Genomic DNA, 25,445 nt, shown 5'->3' with positions numbered 1-25,445 from the left:
TTCCCGCACTCCATTCTTCTGGAATGCGCGGAAGATACGGAGCCGAAGCGGCGATGGACGCAGCGGCCTTCAGATAGTGGTGATTTTTCCGGTGAGGATCGGCGCGGTGCTGGGTGCCTTGTGCGGCGCGCCGGCGCTGTCTTCCAGCGTGATCGCCAGCGTCGCCCCGTCCGTCAGCATCGGGCGCATGTCGGGCGATATCGCCAGGACCGCCGATTGCATGACCCCCAGCGAACGCGGCACGCCGTCCTCCGGGATGACCCATAGTTCCGGGCTCTTGCCGTTGCCGCCCAGCGAATGGGGGCTGAGGTGGAGCATTCCGGCTTTGGGATCGTAAGCGACCGCCATGGTGGCGGAGCCTTCGGCCCCGGCCAGTTGCGAAACCGACATGGGCATCTTCGTGCGATCTTCGGCCGGACGGACGAGGATGAACAGGGCCAGGCAGGCGGCGATGGAAGCGGCGAAAATCGCGCCCGCGCGCCAGGCACGCAGACGGCGGATGAGCGCCGGTTCCGGGTTCGGGGGCGCGCCGGAATCGATGCGGGCGGCAACCTTGTCCCAGAGGTGTGCTGGAGGTTCTGCCGCAGGGATCGCCGCCAGCAGGGGTGACAGGCGCGCGGCCCATGCATCCACTTCGCCCGCGAAGACCGGATCGGACAGGCGCAGGCGCTGTGCGGCGGCGCGGTCCTCGCCTTCGAGCAGGCCGAGAGCCAGTTCCGCCGCCACATCACTGCGGCCGAAGGGATCGGCGGGGTCAGCCATCGCTTAGGCAGTCCTTCAGTCTCTGCATTCCGCGCCTGATCCAGCTCTTGATCGTCCCGAGCGGCGTCTGCAACTGGTCGGCGAGCTGCTGGTAGGTCAGGCCATCGAGAAAGGCGCGCCGGATCGCGTTGGACTGGTGGCTGTCGAGCCCTTCCAGGCAGCCGAGCAACCGCCGATTTTCCTGCTCATCGGCAAACACGGCATCCGCCAGGGGCGCTTCGTCAGGGATGGCCGCCAGAATTTCTTCCGACACCGCGACATGCCGATGCTGGGACCGGCGCCAGTCGATCGCGCTGTTGTGTGCGATCGCCGCGAGCCAGCTTATCGGGCTGGCGCGCTCCGCATCGAATGCGCCTGCACGGCGCCAGACCTTTACATAGACATCCTGCAAGACATCCTCCGCGGCCCCCCGGTCGCCGCAGATACGCAGGCAGATGCCGAATAGTTTCGGCGCGGTCATTTCGTAGACGGCGCGCAGGCCGGAGGGTTCGCTGGCCGCGGCAAGATGGAGCGCGGCGACGAGCCTTGCCCGCTCCTCCGTTGGTTTAGCGCTGCTCCCGTTTCGCACTGCCAGCTTCTCCGATGCGGCGATCCTGCCCGTTCGCCGCGAGGAGATCAACGATTGTCGCTCGTCGCCTGCCGGCTCACGGCCGGACAAGGACGGGCGTGCTGCGATAGAGCGCGGGGAAGGCCCTTTTGAGCGCGGCGATCTTGGGCTGGTCGTTCGCGCGGATATAGGCGGAATCGGGGTGGAGCGTCAGGAAGTCCTGATGGTAGGCTTCGGCGGGGTAGAAGCCCTTGAACGGTTCGATGCGCGTGACGATCGGCCGCTTCCAGACGCCTGCGGCCGCAAGCTGGTCGATATAGCGCCGGGCGATCTCCTGCTGCCGGGGGGACTGCGGGAAAATGGCGGTTCGATACTGCGTGCCGTGGTCCGGCCCCTGGAAATCGCGCGTGGTCGGGTCGGCGGCCACGGTGAAGAAGATCTGCAGCAGCTTGCCGTAGCTGACCTGTGCCGGATCGAAAGTGATCCGCACCGCTTCGGCATGTCCGGTCCGCCCGCTTGCGACGGCGGCGTAGCTTGCGTTCGTGCGGTCGCCGCCTGAGTAGCCCGAAACGGCGCTGCGCACGCCCTTGACGTGCTGGTAGACGCCCTGGATTCCCCAGAAGCATCCACCGGCAATAACGGCGGTTTCGCTTCTGGCGGGGTTGGGACTGTCGTGGAGAGGGGCGGGAACCTGCACGGCTGCGCGCTGCGGGGCCGCAGTGGAGCGGCTCTCCAGAACGGGCGCCGCGACGGCGAGGCCGCAGGCAAGGAATACGAGGCTGCAAGGAAAAGCCTTCATTTCGTCCTCCCGGCAAAGTTCGAGTACCGGAAGATACGTTCCGGAAAGCCGGAAAGATGCAGGCGCGAAAATATAGTTTCCGATGCGATCGCGGACAGCGCAGGTTCATGCGCCGATGCGCCTGATCGGCAGGCTTCATGTTGGAGGAAACAGCCGATGATCCTCTTTGTCCTTTCCTATCTGGGCGGTGTGCTGACCATCATCAGCCCCTGCATCCTGCCAGTTCTGCCCTTCGTCTTCGCGCGGGCCGATCAGCCGTTCCTGCGCAGCGGATTGCCCATGCTGATCGGCATGGCGGTGACATTCGCGGGCGTTGCCACACTGGCGGCCGTGGGCGGGGGCTGGGCGGTTCAGGCCAACGGCCTGGGGCGGATCGTGGCTCTGGCGGTGCTTGCGCTGTTCGGCTTGCTGCTGCTTTTCCCGTCGTTGGCCGATCGCGCGACCCGGCCGCTGGTGGCGATGGGGGCGCGGCTGTCCCGGTCGGCGGAAGGAGACGTGGGCGGCTCCTCCGCCACGTTCTCCGCGTCGCTCCTGCTCGGGGTTGCCACCGGGCTGTTCTGGGCGCCTTGCGCGGGACCGGTGCTCGGACTTGTCCTGACAGGAGCGGCGCTGAACGGCGCCAGTGCGCATACCTCCCTGTTGCTGCTCGCCTATGCGCTGGGCGCGGCAACTTCGCTGGCGCTGGCGCTGCTGGTGGGCGGGAAGGTGTTTGCGGCGATGAAGCGATCCATCGGCCTTGGCAACGGTGTTCGCCGCGTGCTGGGCGTGGCGGTGCTCGCCGGGGTGGCCGCGATCGCGCTGGGGCTGGATACCGGCCTTCTCACCCGCCTTTCGCTTTCGGGCACGGCGCAAGTCGAAGAGAGGCTGCTCGCCAAGTTCCGCCCCGGTACGCCTGCCGCTTCGGCCATGCGCGCCGGCCGGGCCGAATTGGGAGACGAAGGCGCGTTTCCGTCTTTGGCAGGGGCGAGCGAATGGATGAATTCGCCGCCGCTCACCGCCGAGGCGCTGCGCGGGAAAGTGGTCCTCGTCGATTTCTGGACCTACAGCTGCATCAACTGCCTGCGTTCGCTTCCCTATGTTCGTGCATGGGCGGAAAAGTACAAGGATCAGGGGCTCGTCGTCATCGGCGTTCACGCGCCCGAATTCGCCTTCGAGAAGAACCCGGCGAACGTGAGCCGCGCGATACGCGATCTCGGCATTTCCTATCCAGTGGCGCTCGATAACGATCGCGCGATCTGGCGCGCCTTCCAGAACCTCTATTGGCCCGCGCATTACTTCATCGATGGCAAGGGACGGATCCGCTATCATCATTTCGGCGAGGGGGATTACGCGGAATCCGAAAGGGTCATCCAGCGCCTGCTGGCCGAGAGCGGCAATGCCCCGCCCAGCCTGGAGGTCGTGGCGGTCAAGGGCTCCGGCGTGGGCGAGGCGCCGCAGAAGGCCACCAATCGCTCGCCCGAAACCTATCTGGGCTATTCACGAGGCGAACGTTTCGCTTCGGCGGGCGGTTATGTGCCGGACCGGCCCCACAGCTATGTGCTGGGGCAGTTGCCCGGCCGCAATGACTGGGGAATTGCGGGATCGTGGACCGCCGGGCCGGAGTTCGTCTCGCTGGATGCGGCGGGCGGGCGTATCGCTTTCCGCTTCCATGCCCGCGATCTTCATCTCGTGCTGGGGCCGGGGCCGCAAGGACGCCCGGTCCGCTTCCGCGTCACCGTGGACGGCAAGGCTCCGGGCGGCGATCACGGCATGGACGCGGACGCGGCCGGGCAAGGCACCGTGACCACGCAGCGGCTCTATCAACTGGTTCGCCAGCAGGGCACCGTGACCGACCGGACCTTCACCATCGAGTTCCTCGATCCGGGCGTGCAGGCCTTCGCCTTCACGTTCGGCTGAGGAGGCGGCGCGCGTCTCGGCCCGTCATGCGGGGCTCAGCCGTAGGAAGGGTCTTCCAGCGCGTTCATCCAGGCGGGACATTCGTTCTCCACGCCGCCACGGAACGAAGCGCTGTTGAAGGACAGGAAATCGTGCGCGGCGTCGCGCGCGGTCATCGATGCGGGGATACGATAGCTGGCGGCAACCGCATCGCCGCAGGTTGCCGTCCATCCGGCGATATCCCGTTCGCGCTGCATCCACAGCTGGACGAGCCAGAGGAAGTCGTGTCGCTTGTCCTGTATCGTGGGCATCCCTCGGTCCTTCAAGGTTTCGGATGCCCTAGGTTGCACAACGGCTTTATTCCCGCAATATCCGCCACTTGCGGCACAGGCCGGAAAGGGCGCCGCCCCGCCTCGTTATCCGGGAACTGCCGAAGGGCTTGCATGGCCGCTGTCTTGCCGCCAATCGGTCCGGATGCGTATTGCTCTATTCGAACCCGAAATTGCCGGAAACGTCGGCGCCGTGCTGAGGCTTGGCGCGTGCCTGGGCGCGAGCGTGGATATTATCGAGCCGATGGGCTTCGTATGGGACGATCGGCGCGTAAGGCGGGCTGCCATGGACTATATCGACCATGTCACGATTACACGGCACGCCAGCTTCGATGCCTTCAGGGCCGATATCGGGCTGAGCAGGCTGGTGCTGTTCACGACCAGGAGCAGCCATTCGGCCTATGAATTCGGATTCAGGGCAGACGATGTCCTGCTCTTCGGAAAGGAGAGCGCAGGGGTGCCCCCCTCAGTGGCGGATGTCTGTGATGCGCGCGTGCGCATACCGCTGCGGCCGGAGGTGCGCTCGCTGAATCTCGCCACGTCGGCCGCGCTCGCGCTTGGCGAAGCCCTTCGCCAGACCGCGACTTTGCCGGGGTGACGGCTACCCGGCCCGCTTTCCCGGCGCGGCGGGCGAAAGCATCGCCGTAACAATACCTCACCTGCCAATACACTCTTGAACACATTTCTTGCGTGGGTTAGCGGACTGCAACCGTTTCCTTCTTTCGAAGGCGGCGGGCAAGATCGCGCCGGTGCCTCGAAAGAGGCTTAATAGGGAACGCGGTGAGAGGGCTTCGGCCTTCGAATCCGAGGCTGTCCCTGCAACTGTAAGCGGTGAGCGCGATGCATATCGCGGCAGGCCAAGGAGCCTGGCCGCAGCCACTGGGCCGGACGCTAAATCCTGCGAGGCCTGGGAAGGCCGTGCATCAAGCGATGACCCGCAAGCCAGGAGACCTGCCGGCGTCTGGTCGCTCTCGCTTTGGTCCAGGGGATGGCCGAGGCCCGGTAATTTTTCCGTCTGAGCGACGAACGAGCGGTGGAAGCCGCATCGGTTCGTGTCGCGGTCGCCTCGGGCGTCCGGCCGATGGCGCGTGCCGACCGTCTTGGACGGCACGCTTCCACCTCCAGTCGCAGGCGCCGTGGGAATTGTTATGCAAATCAACACAAAGGCGGCATTCGCCCGCCTCGCCATGGGCGGGATCGTCGCGCTTGCCTCCGTTCCGGCTCTTGCCGGCGAAGTGGCTTCGGACGGGTCGGCTTCGGATGGCGGCAACAGCGAAATCCTGGTTTTCGGACGGGGAGAGACCAACATCGGCGAAGCCCATGCCGCCAGCGAAGGCAGCGTGGCAGGCTCCGACCTGCTGGTCCGTCCGCTGCTGCGCGTGGCCGAACTTCTCGAGGCTATTCCCGGCATGGTCGCCGCCCAGCATTCGGGCAGCGGCAAGGCGAACCAGTATTTCCTGCGCGGGTTCAACCTCGATCATGGTAGCGATTTCACGACCTATATCGACGGCGTGCAGATGAACCTGCGGACCCATGGTCATGGGCAGGGGTATCTCATCTCAACGGTTTGATCCCGGAGATCGTTGCGCGTGAAGACTTCCGCAAAGGGCCTTATCGCGCGGACGGCGGCGATTTCGCCTTGGCGGGCACGGCCTACATGACGACGATCGCCGGCTTCGACCGCCCGTGGGTTTCGCTTGAGGGGGGCTCCTACAACACCGGCCGTCTTGCGGCGGGCGGCACGATCAAAGGGCTTGGTTCCGGCGATCTTACGGTGGTGGGGCAGGCGAAGCGCTATGACGGGCCGTGGCAGCAGGAGGAACACCTGCGCCATTATGCGGGCTTTGCGAAGTACAGCATGCCGCTGGGCGAAGGTGCGCTCCAGGCTTCGCTTCATGCCTACCACGCAACATGGCGTCCAACCGAGCAGATTCCCGAGCGGATCGTCGGTTCCGACATATGCGCTGACGTGTTCTGTTCGCCCGACCCGACGGCGCGCGGCCGGACCACGCGGTTCGTCGGCAATGTGGGGATCACGCAGGCGAGCTGGAGCGCCAACGTCTACGCCCAGTATTACGACTGGAACATGTATTCAAACCCGACTTATGCCGATCCCGACGGGACCAGCGGCCAGATCGACCAGTTCGACAAGCGCTGGGTTACCGGCCTCACGGCACGCAAGCACTGGAATCCGGCGCCGGAACTGGAACTCTCCATCGGCACCGAGAACCGCTTCGACCATATCGGCAGCGTTGGCGTGAATCGCACGGAAAGTCGCGAATTCCTGTACTCGCTGGGCCGTTATCACGTCGAGGAACTTTCCGGTGCGATCCATGGCGAGGCAACCTGGCAGCCGTTGGCGGGCCTGCGCCTGACGGGCGGTCTGCGGGGCGACTACTATCACTATTCCGTGCGCGCCAGAAACGCAGCGGCGGAAGAGCTTGGTGAGGGAAGCGGGCACGATTCGATCGTTTCGCCCAAGTTCTCGGCGGCCTATGAAGTTACCCGGCAGTTCGAACTCTATGCCAACTGGGGGCGCGGATTCCACTCCAACGATGTGCGAGGGGCGGTGAATGCCGAAACGCCGGTGCCTGTTCTGGTACGCGGCACCGGCAAGGAGCTGGGCGCCCGTTTCCAGACGGACGGTTTCTCGCTGACAGGAACCTACTGGTGGCTCGACGTTGGAAGCGAACTGCGTTTCGTCGGTGATTCCAACGCGGTCGAGCCGACCGGCGCCAGCAAGCGTCATGGCTACGAACTTGTCGCTTTCTGGCGGCCGCTGCCCTGGCTTGCGCTTGATGGCAACTATACCGCCAGCCGTTCGCGATACGACAATGGCGACCGCATTCCCAACGCCTTCGAGAATGCAGCGTCAGCGGGGGCGTCCATCGTGCTGGACCCGTGGGAGACGAGCATCCGCATTCGCCATCTCGGCCCGTACCCCCTGGTCGAGGACAACAGCGTGCGGGACAGCGGCAGCACCGTAGTCAATGCCCGTGCCGCCTGGAAGGGAGGCCGGATCGAGATATATGGTGAAGTGCTCAACATCCTCGACAGCCGCGACAAGGACATTGCCTATTATTACGAATCCTACATTCCGGCTTACGATGCGGCAGGTCCCGTCGATGGGCGCCTGAGCAGGGTGATTGAGCCGCGCACTGTCAAGATCGGCGCGCGGTACACCTTCTGAGGACAGGGCGTGCCGCGGCCCTCATGCGCCGCGGCACTACTTGGTGGTTCTAGGTGGTGCTTCCGGGACCGATTGCGGTCATTCGAAGAAGGTGTAAGAGCGCCGCGAGTGCAGTGAATCAGGAACAAGAGACATGCTGGCGGCAATCGAACCGGGCGCGACCTTCAAGGACAATCTTCAGCTATTGCCGCCGATTGACGGCCTGGAACGCATCGACCTGGTCGATGATGCGGGGAACGTGGCGGCCTCCATCGCCAACCAGCCGGGCAAGCAGGGTTCGCTCGCCGTCTACAACTACCTGAAGCAGCGGTTCGACCACCTGGATGCGGCTGCCGCCGAGCATGGCCTTGTGGTGTTCGCCGAACATACCGCGGATGCACGCGAGCGTCCCGGTGCGCATCCGAATGTCGACCTTCTGCTGGATATCGCCGCACGCGGCGGCCGGCTGGGCATCGAGGTCATTCCGGCCGGGCATTGATCGCAGGTACGGGCGGGGGTTGGACCTGACGTCACCCTTTGCGTACGAATTATTCAGTAAAAATTGTTAATCATACGGATGGGATCTTAAGTATAGTTCCCATTCGATCGCGCGTTTACTGTTGTCTGCCCGCGTTGGAAATGTCACTCATTGTCGTGTGCGAAGCGGGGGCTTTGCAGATTGTCATTTCATGACAGCTATCGGGGGGCAGGAATGTGTCCAGCGCACCTACCGGAGAAGAAATCGCGCCGGAACGGCGTGCCGATGCGGCTGCGCCGCTTGCCGAACCCAAGCGGATCGTCGTGTTCTCGGACGGCACGGGCAACAGCAGCCGCGCGTTGTTCCGCACGAACGTCTATCGCCTCTATGATGCGCTCGATCTGGGATCGAGGCCCGGCGGCCCCGATCAGATTGCCTATTACGACAATGGCGTAGGCACTTCGAGTTTTCGTTTCCTGGCGGTTCTGGGCGGCATTTTCGGCTTCGGGCTGAAGCGCAATCTTCTGCGGCTCTACGAATATGTCTGCCGCAACTACAATGGCCAGTATCCCGGCACGGACAAGGGCGACACGATCTATGCCTTCGGGTTCAGCCGGGGCGCGTTCACGATCCGGCTTCTCGTGGCGCTCATCTGCACGCAGGGCATCGTTCCTTATGAGGACGAGCGCGAACTGAAGCGCAATTGCGCCGATGCGGTGCGGCGCTTTCTGGGCGAGAATGCGCCGGACCTGTTCCCCTGGCTCTTCCAGACCGTCCGCTGGTTCAGGGACAGGATCATACAAGGCTGGCGCCGGTTGCGGGGGCAGGCTTTCAACCGCGAGGCGGAGAGTTTCCCGGACATCGAGTTCGTGGGCGTATGGGATACCGTGGCCGCCTATGGCGGGCCCATCGTGGAGATCACGCGCGGTATCGATCAGTACGTCTGGCCGCTAACCATGACCGATTACGAGCTGCATCGCCGGGTCAAGGTGGCACGGCATGCGCTGGCGCTCGATGATGAGCGGGACAGCTTCTGGCCGCTGCTCTGGGATGAAATCGCCGATCAGCGGGCGCATGCCGGCATCAACAAGGAGTGCAGGGACTGGAATGCGGCGGAGCGTCTGCGGGCCGGTTCGCGGTTGAAGCAGGTATGGTTCGCCGGCATGCATTCGGACGTGGGAGGAGGTTATCCCGATGACAGCCTCGCCTATGTGTCGCTCAAGTGGATGATCGACGAGATCAACGCCCTCGGGCCTGACCGGCTGGCGCTGATCCAGAGCGAGGAAGCCCGCATCCGCGCCTTTGCGAACCCGCTGGGGCCGATGCATGATTCCCGAAGCGGGCTTGCCGGATACTATCGCTACCAGCCGCGCAAGATCGCAGCCATGCTTCATCGCAGCATTGCCGATACCGTTGGCATGAACCAGACGCGGGTCCTGCGCGATCCGATCATTGGGGAAAAGCGCCATCGCCCGCAGGGCCTGTTGACAGCGTGCCATGTCCATCGCAGCGTGATCGAGCGGATCTGTCTCGGCAACGACAACTATGCGCCGATCGTGCTGCCCCGCAAGTTCGAGATCGAGCCCCCCTATGCCCCTGCGGACAAGTCCGCGCTGGCCGCCGCGAGCCGCACTTTGCAGGAGCGGGACCCGGCAAAGGGGCGAGGCGAAATCCAGGAAAATGCCTGGGACAATGTCTGGCTGCGGCGGACCTGCTATTTCGCCGTTGTCCTGCTGACCGCGTTCCTGGCGCTCGCTCCGTTCTGGGGGGACGGGTCGGGCTTCACGCCGGGAATGGATTCGCGATGGGTGCTGAGCGACATTTTCGTGCTGGGGCGCAAGTTCGTGCCTTCCTGGCTCCTGGCATGGTACGATCCCTGGACCGCCAACTGGGCCTTGAGCCTTGTGATCCTGGGGCTCATCGGGCTGATAGCCAATGCGATGCGGGCGCTGGAGGCCGACCTCAGGGACCGTGTCCGCATTGCCTGGTGGGACGCGCTGGCCGGGCAGACACTCGAACGGTTCGAGCCCACCGCCCTGCGCGCGCTTCGCAACAGCCTCGGCTATCAGGCAGTGATGCAGTTCTGGAAATGGCGGGTCCTGCCGTTCCTGTTCGGTGTTTCGATCCTCCTGTGCGTACCCTGGCTCGTTCTCGTACTCTGGACGCAGACGAGCCTGATCGGGCTGGAACGCGGCGTGGCCTTCTGCAAGGATCCGCCGAAAACGATACCCCGGCAGCCGTACTCAAAACGCGATCCGCTCCGCTGGCACTCGATCCCAAAAACCCCTGCCTGCCGTTCGCGCCGCTTGCAGCCGGGCGGGGGCAAGCATCGCCCGCGATACAAAGCAAGGCGGCAGTGGCGGCGCACGGCACCGTCGTCAAAGGGCAGCGCTATTATGTCATCCTGACCTGGCCCGAACGGGGCGATCCGTGGCGGGACAAGACTCACCCTGTGGCTGCGGCAGGGCGCAACACTTTCGATTTTCCGTTTCCTGCGAATGTCGTGATGGCGGGCGGGGCGCCGCTGCGGCGCGTGGTCCTCGCGCGCTGGCTTGAGCCGCTGGTCGAGATCCGAGACCCGAAACCTGACCTGTCGCCCAGTGGCTATCGCCGCACGATCATGATCCAGCGGCTGACGCCTGTAGCGCCGGTCATCAAGGAAGCAGACGAGAGCGACAAGGGCCAGCGCAAACCGCCCGCAATCCGCTGGATGGGTTCCTTCGTTCCCACCATGAGCGGAACGGCCTGGATATTCCTCAACGACGCCGCGCTGCCGGAAGGCACGGGAGGCGCGACCTACTTCTATGCCAACAACAAGCGTACCTTCGACAATTCGCCCTCGGCAGGGGCCACGCTGTGGAAAGGGCCGGACTTCGAGCAGACCGCCCGCCAGTGCGAGGCGGCACTCGGAGATTTCGCGAAGATATCCGAATGCCTGAGACGTAAAGGCATCGACCTGAGGCCCACCGCTACAGGCGACCCCGGCTAGCGCCAGAATGTCATCCCCGGCCGGAGAGGCGAAATGTGGCCCAGATCGTGAAGGCGGCCTCTACCGCAGCGGTGCCGAGGGCTTTCCGAAGATCATGAAGCTGGCCCACATCTTCGGATCGTTGGCATAGGGTCTTTCGCCTTTTGCGTTTCGGGCATTCATCGTGGCGAACTGGGCCTTCTGCATGGCGATTTCCGGTACGTCCCCGGCCTTCAGCCGCTCGACGAACCGGGTCATCAGGATTGCGGTGGCCTGATCGCTCACATTCCAGAGGCTGGCCACGACCTGTCCCGCGCCTGCTGTAGTCCAGCTGCGGGCAACGCCGAAGCCGCCGCCGTCGAACACGCGGCCCAGCGCGGTCTGGCAGGCGCTGATGACGACCAGCGGGTGGTGCCGCTTCCAGTCCGGGAAACGGGCCTGCCGGATATCTCCGGCATAATAGTGCCCCTCATTGCCCGACATGGCGATGAACCCGCGGGTAAGAGGGTTCCTGGGGTCGGACACCGCGTGTGTCGCCAGATAGACCAGTCCGGCGTCCGGCCGTGCTGCGATGGCTCGTGTCAGGTTGCCGCGCGTGGCCTGTGTTCCCGTCATCAGCACCGTGGCGGGATCGTCCAGTTCCCTGGAGACCATGACAGCCTCTCGCTGTGCGCCGGGAAGCGGCGCCCAATCGAACTTCCTATCGCTCGACAAGTCCGGGTTGCCCACGACAATGGCCTTGCCGATGTCGAGCGCGCGATAGTCGAACGTGGGATCGGCGCCTGTCAGCGTGTCGACATCGGGAAGGATCACGAAAGACCAGTGCGACACTGCAGTCCCATTGCGAAGCGGCAGCGCGGCATAGGGGGCGGTTCCCGTGTCCATCGCCGGGATCACGAGAAGCCGGCCGCTCCGCGTTCCCAGCGCATCGCCCACCGCGCCGGGCAGCAGCATTTCGCGGGTGCGCTCCAGTGTTTCTCCGCGCAGTTGCACGGGCTCGGGGGAGCGTCCCGGATCAGGTTGCCGCGTTCGACATCGGGCGGCGGGGGCGGCGTGCCTTTGGGCCGGTTGCCGCGCGTGGCGGCGAGACGGCGCACGCCCAGTCCGTCAACCATCAGCGACAGTCCGGTGTAGTCCCGATCGTAGAACCCGTGCGCCACGGCCCCGTCGGGGCCGATGAGCCAGGCGTTCATCGCCGCGCCGCCGCGCAAGGTGTGGATCAGCGCGAAGGTCGGCATGCCATCGCCGGAAAGTGCTGCCAGCCGTTCGCGAATGGTGGCAAGGTCGCGTTCGGCCTTGGCCAGATCGCGCTCCTTTCCAGGCGCCACGACTTTTCCGGTGCGCTCCTTGTTGCGCAGGACCCTGGCGAACAGTTCGGAGCCCGCGATGGCTTCCAGAAGCAGCGCGCGATCCCCGGGGGTAAGCTCCGCAGGCATCGGTGCGGGGGGCGGCGCGGCAGAAGCTGGCGGGGCGGGGGAAGCGGCCTTGCTCTCGCTGCTTGCCGCGCGGTCGGCAGGCGGCTTTCGCGGCTCGGCGTTGCAGCCGGAAAGAACCAGCGCAGACAGGGCGAGGACGGCGACCGGGATCTGGCGCGGTCGCTTCATACCGGAACCGTGATCTGCTTTCCGGCGAAGACCGCCTGCCAGCTTTCGATCTCGGACACGACGATGGAATCCATGTCATGCGCAAGCTGCGCCACCACGGCATAGTCGATCCGCGCCTCATCGTCGGCGGCGAGAATTTCGATACGGCGGTCCAGCCCGTCGAGGCGTTCGGCGGTGATCCGGGAGATTGCGGAAAAGCGCTCGAAATCGCCGAAGTAGCGGATACCCGCGATGGCCGCGCCGAAGGTGGGGAAGCATACGCCGAGGAAAGTGAAGACCTTCGATGCGGCGTGCGGGAACCCCTCGGCAAGCAGGCCCGTGGCCGCGGCGATTTCGATCAGCAGGTAGATTGATACGGAAACCACTGCGAGAATGAACAGCGTCTCGGAAATACGGTCGAGGCTGTGATGGACATGCCGCAACCTCCGTGCCTTGCCGATGTGATAGTCCCGCTGCTCGGCGACGTGGGGGCTGAGCAGGCGCGTCATCGCGGTGCGCAGGTATTCATGCGTCATCGGTGCGGCGGGCAGGCCGACCTCGCGCAAGGCGGCACGTGCATAGTATTCCGGCCAACTGGTGTAGATCCCCTGGGGCCAGCGGCCCGGCGGGCGCGCTACGCCAAGGGCGAGCAGGATCGGGGCGTGACGCAGGTATTCGGCGACCCGGCGGGTGGTGAACCAGCGGCTGTGCCAGCGCCGCCGCACGCCCTGCCAGGTAATCAGGATGATGGCGATCAGCAGCAGGAATTCGATTCCGGCGAAGAACCACTTCTGCGCGCCGAGAGGCTGATAGGCGATGCCGGCGGCGATCGCGAGCGAGGAAAGCACGAAGTTCGCCACCATGCCGCCGCGATAAGCATCGGACAGGTGCGTCGATATCCCGTCCGCCCAGGCGAAGCGGCGTAGCAGGGATCGCTCCACGTTGCCGGCAAAGTCGCCGTCCAGTCCTGGAAGGGCACGTATGTCGGCCAGGAGCGGCGCGCCGCTGCCGCTGGCGAAGGCCTCGGGCGGTTCATAGCGCAGGGCCAGCGGGCGGAACGGCCTGCCGTCGCCGGAAAACATCGCCTCGATCCGGCGGTATCCGCCTGAAAGCGGGTGACTGCGGGAGGGCCAGGCCTCGTCCCCGAGGCTGGCGACGCCTGCCGGAAGCTGGGCATCGCTTTCCGGGCGCAAGGCGGATCGGATGAGCCGGCGCAGCACGGCGTCGCGGCCTTCCGCCGGTGGACGCGTGACGAGCGCTTCGGGAGACTGCATGATCCGCCAGTCCGAAGGCGCGGCGGGATCGATGCAGATCACGGCGCCGTTCTGTTGGAGCGTCCTTGCGATGGTATGCCCGGTACCGCCTACAAGGCTCCGGGTCGCGCCGTCCCACACCGCGATCACGATGTCCGCCTGTTCGATCATCACCCGCCCCGCCAGCGCCACCCGCTCCGAACAGCAGGCGGAGAAGGTCTGGGTCTTGGCGGCACAGCCGGGATCGTCCAGCATGGCGAGAAGAGCGTTCGACACTTCGCTGTCACGTTCGGCCAGTTCGAACAGCCGGACCGTCTCGAAAATTCGATCCAGCGCGAGCGCGCGTTCCAGCACTTGCGGATCGGCGGGAGGACGCCCTTCAAGCAAGGCGCGCGCGTCAGCCCCGGTGGCTGTGTGGCTGGCCACGGCCCGGTAAAGCGCCCGGCCGAACGGCAATGGGGCGATCACTTCCCAGCCGAGCGCCAGTGCCATCGCGGCGACCATCTGGTCGGTTCCGTCAGCCAGCAGGCCGTAGAGGCGCACCGGTTCGATCGGCCCCAGCGCCAGCGCTTCGCCCGCGAGGCCGGACTGGATCGTATCGCAAATCTCGGCAAGCACGGCGGCAACGGCGTGGCGGTGGGCGGCGAAGGAGGGATTGTCTTCCCGGTGGCCGGTAACGCCCAGGGTCAGGCGAAGGGCAGGCAGCGGCGGAACTTGAACCATCTGGCGGCATCCCCCGGATTGCATGGAAACATATCCCGAATTGCCGCCGGTGACGGTAGTGCAAAGTTCCGCGTGTTCATGTTAACAGTCAAGCTATCCTAACGTCTAATACGATAAGGGCGGCGTTCTGCTCAAATTCGGGGGAAGCATGGAAAATTACTCGCCCGATGAAATAGTTGTCCGGACGATATTCCTCAGCTACTCGCGCGATGATCGCGATCGCGTGTTGCCGATCATTGCTGCGCTGGAAAAGCGCGGCCTGATCGTGTGGTGGGACGGTTTGCTGGCGGGCGGGCAACGCTTTGCCCACACCACCGAAAGCGCGCTGGAAAGTGCCGACGTGGTCGTGGTGGTGTGGACGGCCCGCTCCATCCAGTCCCATTGGGTTCGCGATGAAGCCACGCGCGGCCGGGATCGTGGCCGCATGGTCTCTGTCACGCTGGACGGCGCCGAACCGCCGCTGGGCTTTCGGCAGGTGCAGTACATCGATCTCGGCAATTGGGGAAAGCGGACGGCATCCCCGGCATTCCGGGAGCTGCTGCGCGCGATCGAGGCGGTTGCGGCGGACCCCGGAAACTCTCTCAGCGTCGAGCGGCCCGTTCCGGCCGCGCGAGAGGGCGGGACGAAGCTGTCACGGCGGCGGGCATTGATCGCGGGCGGGGCCTGCATCGCGGTGCTGGGCGGCGGGCTTGCGGCATGGCGGCTTGGCGTGCTGTCGCCTAAGGCGGATGGCAACAGCATTGCCGTCCTGCCGTTCGAAAACCTCAGCGACGATCCCGAGCAGACCTATTTCTCCGACGGCCTCTCGGAAGAACTGCGCGCCGCGCTCAGCCTCAATCCGCGGCTTTCCGTTGCCGCGTTGACATCGTCCGACGCCTTTCGCACCGGTGCCCGAACGATTGCCCAGATCGCGCGTGCGCTGGGCGTGGCTTTCGTGCTGGAGGGGAGCGTGCGTCGGGCCGGGGAAAGCCTGCGGGTGACCGCGCGGCTGGTCAACGGGGCGACGGGGTTCCAGTCCTGGTCGGAGACTTTCGATCGCAAGCTGGCCAACGTGCTCGACGTGCAGAACGAGATTGCGGCCAATGTCGTCGATTCCCTGATCGTCTCGCTCGGCGGCAGCGGAGACGGGGCGAGCGGCAAGCAGAGGATCGGAGGCACGTCCAGCGTCGCCGCGTTCGACAGCTATCTGCACGGCATGGCGCTTTACAATCTGGCGGCGGACGAACCCTCCGACCGGGGGGCGCTGGCGGCGTTCGACCGGGCGTTATCCCTCGATCCGGGCTATGCCGCAGCGCAAGCGGCGCGGTCCCGCGCGCTGACGGTGATCGGCAGCAGCTATGCAAGCGGCAAGGAACTGGCCGGGTACTTCGACAAGGCTATCGCGGCGGCCCGCAAGGCGATCGAACTGGCGCCCGGACTGGCGGAGGGCCATTCCGCACTGGGCTTCGTGCTCTCCAACGGGCGGCTCGATCTTGCGGGGGCGCGGCAGCCTTATGAGAAGAGCTTCGAGCTGGGCTATGGCAATGCCGCCATCCTGGGCAGTTTCGCGCTTTATGCCGCTTTCACCGGGTCCTTTGCCGATGCCCGCAAGGCCGTGGCCCGGGCGCTGCGGCTGGACCCGCTCAATGCCTCGGTGCTGCGGACCGAGGCTATCGCCGAGTTCTGTGCGCGCGCTTACGACGCCGCGCAGCAGGCCGTTCGCGGTGCGCTCTCGCTCAATCCCAAGGTCAACAACGTCCATCGCATCCTTGGCGACATTGCCCTGGTGCAGGGCGATTATGGGGCGGCACGCGGCTATTTCGAAGCGGAAACCAGCCCGTTGTCCCGCATTCGCGGGCTGGCGATTGCCGACGCGCGCCTATCAGGCGAAGCCGCCGGACAACGCCATCTGGCGGAAATGGAACGGGAATACGGGGATAATTGCCTTTACCAGCAGGCGCTGGTCTTCGCGCAATGGGGCCGCAAGGACGATGCGCTCGCGGCGCTGGAACGCGGCCTCGCTATCGGAGACGCGGGCCTCGTGCTTGCCAATACCGATCCGCTGCTGGACCCGATTAGACAGGAACCCCGCTTTCAGACAGTCTTGCATCAGATAGGAATCGACCATGATCGAGTCGTTTGAAGGGGAGATGCCATGACAAGGACCTGGATAGCCGCATTGATGGGAACGGCCGTGCTCGCGCTCGCCGCTTGCAGCCCCTCGCCGGATACGACGGTGGTGCCCGATCATACCGAAACCCCGACCTCGCAGCCCACGGCGACTTTCGCGCCGCTGCCGACCGGCGAGCCGACCGCAGACGATGCAGGAGCGATGGTCGACGATGCCGTGCCGGATAACGAGCGTGGCAACGACACGGGACGCAGGCCCTGAGCGGCTGCCGGCTCTTTCGTCAGAGAGCTTCGACTTTGGCGCGTTCTTCCGCAAGGTTGGCAGAGTCCAGCGGGAGATAGCCGTTTTCCTCCCTGCTGTGGCGGGCGATGATGGACTGGCCCTGGTCCGAAAGCAGAAAGCGCAGCAGCGCCTTGGCTTCGGGCGCTGTGCGGCTGCCTGACCCCGGTTCGGGCCGGGCGTCGACGTAGACGTTGAAGAAGTAGGAGATCGGCCATTCGCCCCGGTGGCCATCGGCTGCTGGAAGAACGTAAGGGCTGCCCTGCCGTTTCGACAAGGGAAGCACGCGCACGCCCGCAGGCGCATCTCCCGCATCCATCCACGTTGCATAGCCGATGGCAAGCGGGTCTGCGGCAACGGCGGCGAGGATCGCCTTGCCGCTCGCCATGCTGCGATAGCGGGCGCTGAAGGGCAGGCCGTCCAGCTTCGAGAGGCGCATAGCGGTGCCGAAGCCGCCGTCATCGCGGGCGCCGTAGACGTGGATCGGTGCGGACCGGTCCGAATGCGGGGCGCCTTGCAACTGTCCCCAGTCCGCGATGTCCCCGCCATCGGCACCCGCCGCGAAGATGCGGCGGACCTGCTCCATGGTCAGACCGGAAACAGGATTGCTCGCATTGACGTAGATCGCGGGCGGGGTCTTGCCGTCGGGCCGGGGGCCATGGCTGGCGTAAGCGATGCGGATGCGGGTGGGGGCGTAGCCTTTTACCTGCCGGAATGCATCGATATCGTTCTGCCATGCCTCCCGCCCCATCGGCGCGATCAGCGATGTTCCCGCCGAAAGCGCGGGCATCGCCGTAGAGGAGCCGCGCAAGTCGGTCGTGAACCGAACGTCCGGCGCGCGGCGGGCATAGGCCTGCAGGATGTCCGGTAGCAGTTCGGTAAGCGTGTCACTGCCGACGATCGCGAGGGTGCCGTCCTTGGCCCTATATCCAGAACCGGCCTCTGCGTAAGTCGCGCCGGGAAGGGCGGAAAGAGCTTGCAGGGCCTCGTCCAGCTTTTCAGGAGAGAGCGGCTTGTAGGCGGGCAGAGAGCGGGTCAGTGCCGTCTGGCCGCCGGGCGCGAGCAGGGACGCCGCGATCGGCAGGGCGCGTGCGTCGACCGTGCCCGCCGCGTCGCGGCGAAGATGGGCGTAAAGCCCCTGCATCAGCGGCAGCGTGAACGGCACTCCGCCGGAGAAACGCCGTACCACGGCGCTTTCCATGGCTGTCAATGTGCGCGGCAGGATCGCCAGCATGACCGTGCCCTGCGTGAGCAGCGGCACTGCGCCGTCAGGGCCGGATATCCGGGCCGTCAGCTTGCCTGCCGCCGCGCCTGCCACCTGTTCGGCCTCCGGCCCGCCGCCGATCGTCAGTCGCCCGTCCTCGGCGCGATACCGCGCAACGAGAGGTTTGGGTTCGGGGATCGCCCCTTCCTGCGCGAAAGCGGCAAGGGGAACGAGGGCCGCCGCCAGCAAGGCTGCATATCGCCCGGCCTTCATTTCTTGGCTCCGCAGCTTTTGCGTCCCGATGCCGCCCATGCGATCGCGGCGTCGAACAACTTTCGGCCGGTATCGGTCATCCGGGCGAAGCTGTTGTTCTCCATGCCGATGAACACGCGCCGCGCCGGGGCGAGGTGATCGTGGTCCATCGTTACCCCCGCCTCGTAGCCGAACAGCGTCGCCTTGTCCGGTTCGCCCGGCCAGGTCATGATGATGTCGGCCCGAGGCCGGGCTTGCCCCAACCGGCGGGCGTGCGGGCCTCGGTCCAGGTTCCCAGCCCGGCAGGAACGCCTGCCGCCAGAGGATGCGGCGCGCGGACCAGCCAGATGTAGTGCCCGGTTTCCAGCTCGCCGAAATCGGTATCGCGGCGCAGCCCGGTCATCCACAAGTCGTCGAGCAGGTCGTTCTCCCAGGTCACCAGCGGTACGCCCATGTCGCGCAGCCGCGTGATGACGGTGCGATCGGCGGTGAACTGGTTGGACCGCACCGTGGACGACATCACCACGAGATCGAACCCGCAGGGATCGGGCATAGCGGGCAAGCCTTCGCTCGCGGTCACCCGGTAGCCGAGCTGCTCCAGATGCGCCTTCACTTGCGGATCGGCCGAGCCGCCCGGAGGGTCCGCGCGCATCAGGAACAGGATGCGTCCCGCATCCGCCGCCTGGACGGATGCAGGAAGGACGGCGCCTGCGAGCAGCAGGGCAGCGGCAAACGCCCCCCGCATCGTCAGAAGCTCCCGCTCAGTCCGACGAGGAAGCTGCGGCCTTCACCCGGCACGACCTGCGAGCGCGAAACCGAAGATTCCATGTAGTAGTCGTTGGTGATGTTCTTGACGTTGAGCGTCAGGCGCACCTTGTCGGCCAGCTTGTACCACAGGCTGCTGTCGAGCCGCGTATAGCCGCCGATCGAGAAGGTGTTTTCGAGGTTGCCCTGCCGGTTGCTGGCCGCAAACACGCCGCCGCCCACGCCGAAGTCACGCAGCGGGCCGTCGACCGGCTCCCAGGTCAGCCACACGCTGCCGCTCCACTTGGGCACGCCGATCAGCTGGTTGCCCTTGGCATAGTCGGTCGATTCCCGCACCGTCGCGTCGGTATAGGCGCCGTTGGCGATCACCTTCACGCTGGGGCTGATCGATCCCGACATGTCCAGTTCCACACCGCGAGAGCGCTGGACGCCGGCGTTGATGTTGTAGCCGACGTTGTTGGGGTCCTGCTGCGTCACGTTCTCGCGGGTGAGTTCATAGACCGCCAGGGTGGTGCCGAGCCTGCCGCCGAATAGTTCGGCCTTGATCCCGGCTTCGTACTGCTTGCCCTTCTCGGGATCGATCGGCTTGCCGTCGATCGTCGGTTCGGGCTTGGACTGGAACGAGCGGGTGAAATCGGCGAACAGCGATACGTTCTCGATCGGCTTGTAGACCACGCCGACGCGCGGCGACCAGGCCTTGTCGTTCGACGCATATTGCGTGGTGCCGAAGTCGGACTGCTTCGCATGGTCGTAGCGCACGCCTGCCAGCAGGTTGAAGTGATCGCCGATGTCGATCTGGTCCTGGAAGTAGGCCGAATAGGACTTGGCCTGCACCTTGCGGTCGGCCGCGGGGACGAAAGTGCCGGGCTCGGCGCCGTAGACCGGGTTGTCGATGTCGATGGCCGCCAGCGTGGCGCGGGCGAACGTGCGGAAGCGGTAGGACTTCACATATTCGCCGCCGACGACGACAGTGTGGCCGATGCCGCCGGTGCTGAAGCGCGCGACCATGTCGGCCTGCGCGTCGTAGTTGTGGTTGTTCTCGTGCTGCTCGACGGCGGTGCGCGTGATCGTGCGGGCGCCGGTGGTGGCGTTCACGGCCACGCTGTTGCCGTAGTTGATGCCGAACAGGTCGAGCTTGCCTTCGTCGTAGTGGCCGATCTGGCGGATCGTCAGCCAGTCGGTCAGTTCGCGCTCTATGCGGTAGTTGAACTCGTAGCGTTCGGATTCCGTGGTCGCCCAGCGTTCGCCGAGGAACCGCGTACGCGGGAGATTGACCACCAGATCGCCGTCGGCGTCCGGGGTGGCGACGATGCCGCGGTCCGTCTGGTTATGCTGGTGCGCGTACGTGAGGCTGGCGATCACGCGGGTCTTGTCGTCCGGCTCCCACAGCACCGATCCGGACAGGAACTGGCGGCGGTAGGGCTGGAAGATGTCACGGAAGGTGTCGCCTGTCTGGGCGGCGGCTATGAAGCGCACGGCAAGCGTCTTGGCGGCATCGACCGGGCCGGTCACATCGAGCTGGCCGCGCGCGAAGTCGTTGCTGCCGGCCTGGACCGAGAAGTTCATGCCCCGCTCGAAGCGCGGCTGCTTGGTCACGATATTGATGAGGCCGCCCGGATCGCCGCGACCGTAAAGCACGGAGGCGGGCCCCTTGAGCACTTCGATGCGCTCGATGTTGGCCATGTCGCGGTAGCTGTCGTTGGTCTCGATCGCGGGGCTCAGCATGATCGAGTCGACGGCGTAATAGGATGAACGGAACCCGCGGATCGTGAAGCTTTCCGAACGGTTGCCGGCATTGGTCCCGGCCTGGATGCCGCTGACATTGCGCAGCGCGCTGGTGAGATCGAGGACCTGCTGGTCGTCTATCACATCGCGCGGCACGAACTGGATCGATTGCGGCACGTCCATGATGTCGGTGCCGGTGCGGGTTGCGGTGGTGAGCTGCTCGACCTTGTAGTCCTCGCTGCGCTGTCCCAGCACGGTGATTTCGGACGACTTGACCTGATCCGGCGCGGCCTCGGCTTCATCGGCATGGGCGGCTTGCGGCAGCGAGGCAGCAAGCGCGAGCGTCCAGGCGAGCGTGAGCGAGCAGGCACGGCGGCCCACGGCAAAATCTGACATTCGAAGGTTTCCCTGTTCGACCCTTGTTGGCCGCCAACTATTAAAACTGCGAGTCATTTGCAATAGCAGCGATTGCATTTCACGTTCGCTACAGGAAACCGCCTGGTTTCAGGGGCGGTTCTGGTATCGCAGGGCGCGAGAGGCGGTGCCTTTTCGTTATCTTTGCAGTGTGCCTTCGGCGGCGCCGGGCGTTGTCAGATCGCTGGAAACGCGGATTTTTTTCGAGTCGCTATTGCTCCGCAGGCGCAGGAAGCAGCGTCTCGATCACGTCCTCCATCGTGGCGCCAGATTTGATCAGATGGACGGTTCCTGGTTCGCTCGCCCTGACCAGGCAGATTGCGTGCTTCGGACAGATATCCAGGCAGGAGACCGGCACCACCTTGTAGCGGCCCTTCGTCTTCAGTTCGGACTTGAGCGCTTTTTCAAGCCGCTGTTCGCCCTTCTTGCCGAAACCGCCGGGGAATTTCCTGCTGCACTTGCGGCAAACCAGCAGCACTTCGTCCCACTTCGCCGAAATCTCGCGAATGTGGCTGTTCCCCTTGGCGGCCATTTTCTGGTTCCCTGCATGATCGAGAATGCCACCCTGACACTTCGGCATGGAACCGGCGAATGCGAACTTTCGCTTTGTGAAAACGGGCGGGACGATCAGCCTGCCGGGAGGCAGGCCCGCGTCCGGATTTCAGGCGTTCTGGGCGGTTGAAACCTGATCGCGCATGGCACGGGCGAGCGCGGAGGAGCCGAGCGCGTCCACGATTTCGCCGAATGTCTGCGGGGTTTCGTCCTGCCCCAGTTTGAAGCGCGCATGGCTGGATACCACGCTTGCCCGGAACGCAACGACATGGCGTGCGAGTTCGCCGAACCTGCTGCCCATGCGGGACACGTCCCAGGCGGTGCCTTCCATGGCGAAGACCAGTTCGCGGATCGCTTCCGGCGCGCGTTCCTCCTCAAGCCGGATATCCACTTCGAACTGCGCGAAACGGTAGTTCCAGGTCGGCCCCCAACCGGGCGCGGAAACCATCGAGGGGGAGATGTAGCCATGCGGCCCCAGGAAGGTCACGAGTGCGCGCGGTGTCTGGCGAACCCGCTCGCAATGCGGGTTCGCGCGGGCGAAGTGGCCGACGAAGCCGGTCACCGCGCCGTCTTCGTCGATTTCCGCAAGCAGGGGCAGCGGCGTCGCCAGATAGCCGAGGTCGTCGTGCGTCGTCACCAGGCCGAGCACTTCCTCCGCCACGAGCCGGGCCACGTCTTCAGGGCCGCGCGGGTCGAACAGTCCCATGTCAGTTGGCCAGAGCCGCGAGATCGCCGTGCACCGGCGCGCCCTTGAACAGCGTGACCATGACTTTGGCCGTGCCGATCTGGCGGGCCGGAAGGCGGAAGATATCCTTGTCCAGGACCACGAAATCGGCGCTCTTGCCGGGCACGATGGAGCCGGTTTCCTGGTCGAGGTGGTTCACATAGGCAACGTCCAGCGTATAGGATCGCACTGCCTGCGCGAGGGTCACGGCTTCGGAGGCGCCCAGCGGCGCGCGATCCTCGCCGGGGGCGATGCGGGTGAGGGCGACTTCGATGCCCAGCAGCGGATCGGCTGAGGCAACCGACCAGTCCGCGCCGTAAGCCACGCGGCCACCGAACTTCTCGATGCTGCCCACCGGATAGATGTACTGCGAGCGGACCGGGCCGATGCGCTCCTTGGTAAGATCCATGTAGGGTTCGTTGCAGGTCCAGAGCGGCTGGAAGATCGCGGTTACGCCGAGGCGTGCGAAGCGCGGCTGGTCGGCCGGGTCGATCACGTTCATGTGCGAGATCATCGGCCGGGTATCGGCGGTGCCGTCGAACTTGCGGGCGGTGGCAACGGCGTCGAGCGCCTCGCGCACGGCGGCATCGCCGATGGTGTGGTAGTGCGACTGGATGCCCGCTTCGTCGAGCGCGGTCGTGGCGGCGGCCAGCACGGACGGCTGGATCTGTGGCTTGCCCACTTCCTGCGTGCCTTCATAAGGCTTGAGCATGTAGGCGGTTTGCTGGGGGATCACGCCGTCGATGTAGAACTTCACGCTGCGCGCGGTGATGCCGAGCGTGCGGGCGCGCTCGGAAGCGCGCAGCAGGCCGGGAAGCTGTTCCAGTCCCTTGTCGTTCTTCCACTTGAGGTCGATGGCGACATCGACGGTCAGTGCGCCCTTGTCGGCAACGGCCTTGTAGGCGTCGATCACCGCGCTGGAGCCGTCGTCCTCCCACTCGATCCCGGCATCGTGCCAGCTCGTGATCCCGAGCGAATTGAAGTGGCGCACGGTGTAGGCGATGGCATCCTGGAGATCCTGTGCAGTGGTTTCCGGCATGATCCCGTCGACCAGCGCCTGCGCGGCTTCCTGGAGGCCGCCGACCGGTTCGCCGGTCTTCGGGTCGCGGTCGATCTTGCCGTTAACCGGGTCGGGCGTGGCTTTGGTGATACCGGCAAGCTGGAGCGCTCTGGAATTCACCCAGAGGCTGTGCCCGCCGACCGAGCGGAAGATCAGCGGGCGGGTGGTGGACAGCGCATCGAGGATGTCCTTGGTGGGAACGCCGTTTGGCGGGAACAGGCCGTCTTCCCAGCCGACCCCGAAGATGACCCCACCGTTCGGGCCGGTTTCGGGATTTTCGGCGATGCACCGGGCGATGATGCGGCGATAGTCGTCGATCGACTTGCCCGCGTGAAGCGAACAGCGGGCATGGCTCATGCCGCCGAACACGGGATGGTTGTGCGCATCGCCAAAGGAGGGCAGCAGCAGGCGTCCCTTGAGGTCCACCACGCGGGTCTGCGCATTCTTCTGGGCCGCCACTTCCTTCGCGGTGCCCACGGCGATGATCCGCCCGTCCCGGACGGCCACGGCTTCGGCCCAGGGATGCGCTTCGTCCACCGTGTAGATGCGTCCGTTCGTGAGGATGAGATCGGCCATGCCCTCGGCCATCGCCATGGCGGCGCGGGCGCCAGCGCGGTGAGCGCGGTCGTCGAGGCTGCCGCCAGCGAAAGCGTTGCAATCGCGCGGCGCATGGCGATGCGGAAGGGGGCGTGCTCGGAGCGGATCATGCGCGGGAAGTCCTTGAATTCGGTACGCCGTCAGGCGGAAAAGCGGGAGCCGGTGAGGGCCGGCTCCCGCAGGCAGGGTGGATTGTCAGAACGAGCGGCGCAGCGTCGCCATTACGGTGCGGTCCTTGCCGAGGTAGCAGTAGCCCTCGGTCGCGCTGGGATCGTAGTTGCACAAGGTGTAGGTCTGAACGTCGAAGATGTTGCTGGCGTTCAGGCCGAGCGACCACTTGCCGTAAGTGACCTCGAACATGGCATCGACCAGCGTGTAAGACGGCGTCGTGAAGTTCTCGAAGCTGTCCACTTTCTCGCCGGTATAGCGCACGCCGCCGCCGATGCGGGCGCCGATGTCCTGCGTGAGGGCGAAGTTCTTCGAAGCCCAGATCGAGGCGGCATGTTTCGGCAGGTTGGCGACCTGGAAACCTTCCCGGCCGGTGGTGTCTTCAAGCACCTTGGCGTCGAGATAGGTGTAGGCGGCCGAGACCTGCACGTCGCCGGGCATGCGCAGCGTGCCTTCCAGTTCGATGCCCTTCGAACCGACCTTGCCCGTCTGGATCTGGTTCTGGATGTTGTCCGGGTCGCTGGTGACGCCGTTCTTCTCCGTGATATCGAACACCGAAGCGGTAAGCAGCGCGCCCCGGAAGGGCTGCCACTTGACGCCGGCCTCGTACTGGCGGCCGGTGCGCGGAACGAAGTTCACGCCTTCCACGTTGCGGCCGAACACCGGCAGGAACGATTCCGAATAGCTGACATAGGGCGAGATCGTGTCGGTGAGGTCCGCGACGAGACCCGCGCGGAAGGTCCAGGCGCTGTTGGTCGGCAGCTTCTCGCCGTTGAGTTTCGACGTGGCCCGGTCATGCCGTCCGCCCAGCACGAGCGAGACGCGGTCCCAGGCGCGCATCTGGTCCTGGAAATAGACGCCGAGCTGGGTGTTGGTGGTGCGCGTGAAGTAGAACAGCGAGCGTCGATTTCCTGGCCGTAGACGGGGTCGTAGATGTCGAACGGCGGAAGGTCATACGCCCAGCCTTCGTCGCTGGACTGCTTGAAGCGGGTATAGTCGATGCCGACCAGCAACTGGTGCTCGATCGGGCCGGTGTTGACCTTCACCAGCAGCCGGTTGTCGGTGCCGATGCCCTTGTCATGCTCAAGCCGCTTGTACCATGCGCGGGC

22 protein-coding genes, 1 pseudogene and 1 riboswitch are annotated in these 25,445 nt (G+C 65.3%); of the genes and pseudogenes, 8 read left to right on the top strand and 15 right to left on the bottom strand.

Features of this window, described 5'->3' with window-relative positions:
* Nucleotides 1–69: 69 nt before the first annotated feature.
* The 3 genes from ADT71_RS09310 to msrA form a co-directional block, all read right to left on the bottom strand.
* Nucleotides 70–762 carry an anti-sigma factor domain-containing protein gene (locus ADT71_RS09310; protein ID WP_054436371.1) on the bottom strand — a complete coding sequence of 231 codons (693 nt, stop codon included), beginning with the start codon at nt 760–762 and terminating at the stop codon, nt 70–72.
* Nucleotides 755–1,330, bottom strand: a complete 576-nt coding sequence (locus tag ADT71_RS09305) for a sigma-70 family RNA polymerase sigma factor (RefSeq protein WP_054436390.1) — start codon at nt 1,328–1,330, stop codon at nt 755–757. Before ADT71_RS09305 ends, ADT71_RS09310 begins: the two co-directional genes overlap by 8 nt.
* Before the next feature lie 76 nt (nt 1,331–1,406).
* Nucleotides 1,407–2,108, bottom strand: a complete 702-nt coding sequence (msrA, locus tag ADT71_RS09300) for a peptide-methionine (S)-S-oxide reductase MsrA (protein ID WP_054436370.1) — start codon at nt 2,106–2,108, stop codon at nt 1,407–1,409.
* 156 nt (nt 2,109–2,264) lie between these two features.
* Between msrA and ADT71_RS09295 the strand changes: the two genes are divergently transcribed.
* Entirely contained in the window at nt 2,265–4,004 is a 1,740-nt protein-coding gene (locus ADT71_RS09295; RefSeq protein ID WP_054436369.1) for a cytochrome c biogenesis protein DipZ, read from the top strand.
* 35 nt (nt 4,005–4,039) lie between these two features.
* On the opposite strand, the gene ADT71_RS09290 is transcribed toward ADT71_RS09295, so the two are convergent.
* Nucleotides 4,040–4,294, bottom strand: coding sequence for a hypothetical protein (locus ADT71_RS09290; RefSeq protein ID WP_054436368.1), 255 nt, complete (start codon nt 4,292–4,294; stop codon nt 4,040–4,042).
* Nucleotides 4,295–4,457: 163 nt separating this feature from the next.
* Here ADT71_RS09290 and ADT71_RS09285 point away from each other — a divergent pair, with 163 nt between their 5' ends.
* The 5 genes and pseudogenes from ADT71_RS09285 (at nt 4,458) to ADT71_RS09265 (ending at nt 10,948) form a co-directional block, all read left to right on the top strand.
* Nucleotides 4,458–4,910, top strand: coding sequence for a tRNA (cytidine(34)-2'-O)-methyltransferase (locus ADT71_RS09285; RefSeq protein ID WP_054436367.1), 453 nt, complete (start codon nt 4,458–4,460; stop codon nt 4,908–4,910).
* A gap of 132 nt (nt 4,911–5,042) precedes the next feature.
* A riboswitch (cobalamin riboswitch) is annotated at nt 5,043–5,286 on the top strand.
* A gap of 213 nt (nt 5,287–5,499) precedes the next feature.
* Nucleotides 5,500–7,502 (top strand): annotated as a pseudogene (locus tag ADT71_RS09280) (TonB-dependent receptor).
* Nucleotides 7,503–7,635: 133 nt separating this feature from the next.
* Nucleotides 7,636–7,980: a DUF2322 family protein gene (locus ADT71_RS09275; protein ID WP_054436366.1), complete on the top strand. Its 345-nt coding sequence runs from the start codon at nt 7,636–7,638 to the stop codon at nt 7,978–7,980.
* A 215-nt stretch (nt 7,981–8,195) separates the two neighbouring features.
* The gene (locus tag ADT71_RS09270; RefSeq protein WP_054436365.1) at nt 8,196–10,367 is read left to right on the top strand and encodes a DUF2235 domain-containing protein; all 2,172 of its coding nucleotides are present in this window, start codon (nt 8,196–8,198) and stop codon (nt 10,365–10,367) included.
* Nucleotides 10,316–10,948, top strand: coding sequence for a hypothetical protein (locus ADT71_RS09265; RefSeq protein WP_054436364.1), 633 nt, complete (start codon nt 10,316–10,318; stop codon nt 10,946–10,948). Before ADT71_RS09270 ends, ADT71_RS09265 begins: the two co-directional genes overlap by 52 nt.
* Nucleotides 10,949–11,008: 60 nt before the next feature.
* Here the strand turns inward: ADT71_RS09265 and ADT71_RS09260 are convergent, their stop codons facing one another.
* From ADT71_RS09260 to ADT71_RS09250, 3 genes are read right to left on the bottom strand one after another with little or no spacing between them, the layout of a single operon-like run.
* Nucleotides 11,009–11,881, bottom strand: a complete 873-nt coding sequence (locus ADT71_RS09260) for a CHAT domain-containing protein (protein WP_054436363.1) — start codon at nt 11,879–11,881, stop codon at nt 11,009–11,011.
* Nucleotides 11,821–12,531, bottom strand: a complete 711-nt coding sequence (locus ADT71_RS09255; RefSeq protein WP_054436362.1) for a hypothetical protein — start codon at nt 12,529–12,531, stop codon at nt 11,821–11,823. The genes ADT71_RS09260 and ADT71_RS09255 overlap by 61 nt, the downstream gene beginning before the upstream one ends.
* Nucleotides 12,528–14,486 (bottom strand): hypothetical protein, encoded by a 1,959-nt coding sequence (locus ADT71_RS09250; protein WP_054436361.1) that lies wholly within the window; start codon nt 14,484–14,486, stop codon nt 12,528–12,530. Before ADT71_RS09250 ends, ADT71_RS09255 begins: the two co-directional genes overlap by 4 nt.
* A gap of 148 nt (nt 14,487–14,634) precedes the next feature.
* Here ADT71_RS09250 and ADT71_RS09245 point away from each other — a divergent pair, with 148 nt between their 5' ends.
* Together ADT71_RS09245 and ADT71_RS09240 are read left to right on the top strand one after the other, a co-directional pair.
* Nucleotides 14,635–16,608, top strand: coding sequence for a TIR domain-containing protein (locus tag ADT71_RS09245; RefSeq protein ID WP_054436360.1), 1,974 nt, complete (start codon nt 14,635–14,637; stop codon nt 16,606–16,608).
* Nucleotides 16,609–16,620: 12 nt separating this feature from the next.
* A complete protein-coding gene (locus ADT71_RS09240) occupies nt 16,621–16,857 on the top strand; it encodes a hypothetical protein (protein ID WP_132469219.1) in 237 nt (78 codons plus the stop codon).
* 19 nt (nt 16,858–16,876) lie between these two features.
* Here the strand turns inward: ADT71_RS09240 and ADT71_RS09235 are convergent, their stop codons facing one another.
* The 8 genes from ADT71_RS09235 to ADT71_RS09200 all read right to left on the bottom strand — a co-directional run bounded on the left by ADT71_RS09235 (nt 16,877) and on the right by ADT71_RS09200 (nt 25,176).
* The gene (locus tag ADT71_RS09235; protein ID WP_054436358.1) at nt 16,877–18,352 is read right to left on the bottom strand and encodes a PstS family phosphate ABC transporter substrate-binding protein; all 1,476 of its coding nucleotides are present in this window, start codon (nt 18,350–18,352) and stop codon (nt 16,877–16,879) included.
* Nucleotides 18,349–18,561 (bottom strand): hypothetical protein, encoded by a 213-nt coding sequence (locus tag ADT71_RS31270; RefSeq protein ID WP_054436357.1) that lies wholly within the window; start codon nt 18,559–18,561, stop codon nt 18,349–18,351. The genes ADT71_RS09235 and ADT71_RS31270 overlap by 4 nt, the downstream gene beginning before the upstream one ends.
* Nucleotides 18,558–19,076 carry a hypothetical protein gene (locus ADT71_RS09225; RefSeq protein ID WP_054436356.1) on the bottom strand — a complete coding sequence of 173 codons (519 nt, stop codon included), beginning with the start codon at nt 19,074–19,076 and terminating at the stop codon, nt 18,558–18,560. The genes ADT71_RS31270 and ADT71_RS09225 overlap by 4 nt, the downstream gene beginning before the upstream one ends.
* A gap of 2 nt (nt 19,077–19,078) precedes the next feature.
* Nucleotides 19,079–21,217, bottom strand: coding sequence for a TonB-dependent siderophore receptor (locus ADT71_RS09220; RefSeq protein WP_054436355.1), 2,139 nt, complete (start codon nt 21,215–21,217; stop codon nt 19,079–19,081).
* Between the two features lie 229 nt (nt 21,218–21,446).
* Complete coding sequence (locus ADT71_RS09215; RefSeq protein WP_054436354.1) at nt 21,447–21,767, bottom strand: hypothetical protein; 321 nt, start codon at nt 21,765–21,767, stop codon at nt 21,447–21,449.
* A gap of 129 nt (nt 21,768–21,896) precedes the next feature.
* A complete protein-coding gene (locus ADT71_RS09210; protein ID WP_054436353.1) occupies nt 21,897–22,493 on the bottom strand; it encodes an FMN-binding negative transcriptional regulator in 597 nt (198 codons plus the stop codon).
* A gap of 1 nt (nt 22,494) precedes the next feature.
* Nucleotides 22,495–24,165: an amidohydrolase gene (locus tag ADT71_RS09205; RefSeq protein ID WP_082370247.1), complete on the bottom strand. Its 1,671-nt coding sequence runs from the start codon at nt 24,163–24,165 to the stop codon at nt 22,495–22,497.
* 198 nt (nt 24,166–24,363) lie between these two features.
* Nucleotides 24,364–25,176 (bottom strand): TonB-dependent siderophore receptor, encoded by an 813-nt coding sequence (locus ADT71_RS09200; RefSeq protein WP_231635753.1) that lies wholly within the window; start codon nt 25,174–25,176, stop codon nt 24,364–24,366.
* Between the last annotated feature and the right edge of the window lie 269 nt (nt 25,177–25,445).

It is taken from the genome of Novosphingobium sp. ST904, assembly GCF_001298105.1.
In the GTDB taxonomy this organism is placed as follows: Bacteria; Pseudomonadota; Alphaproteobacteria; order Sphingomonadales; family Sphingomonadaceae; genus Novosphingobium.
Note: the sequence above shows the minus strand (reverse complement) of the source record. Positions and strands in the feature narration are given on the sequence as shown.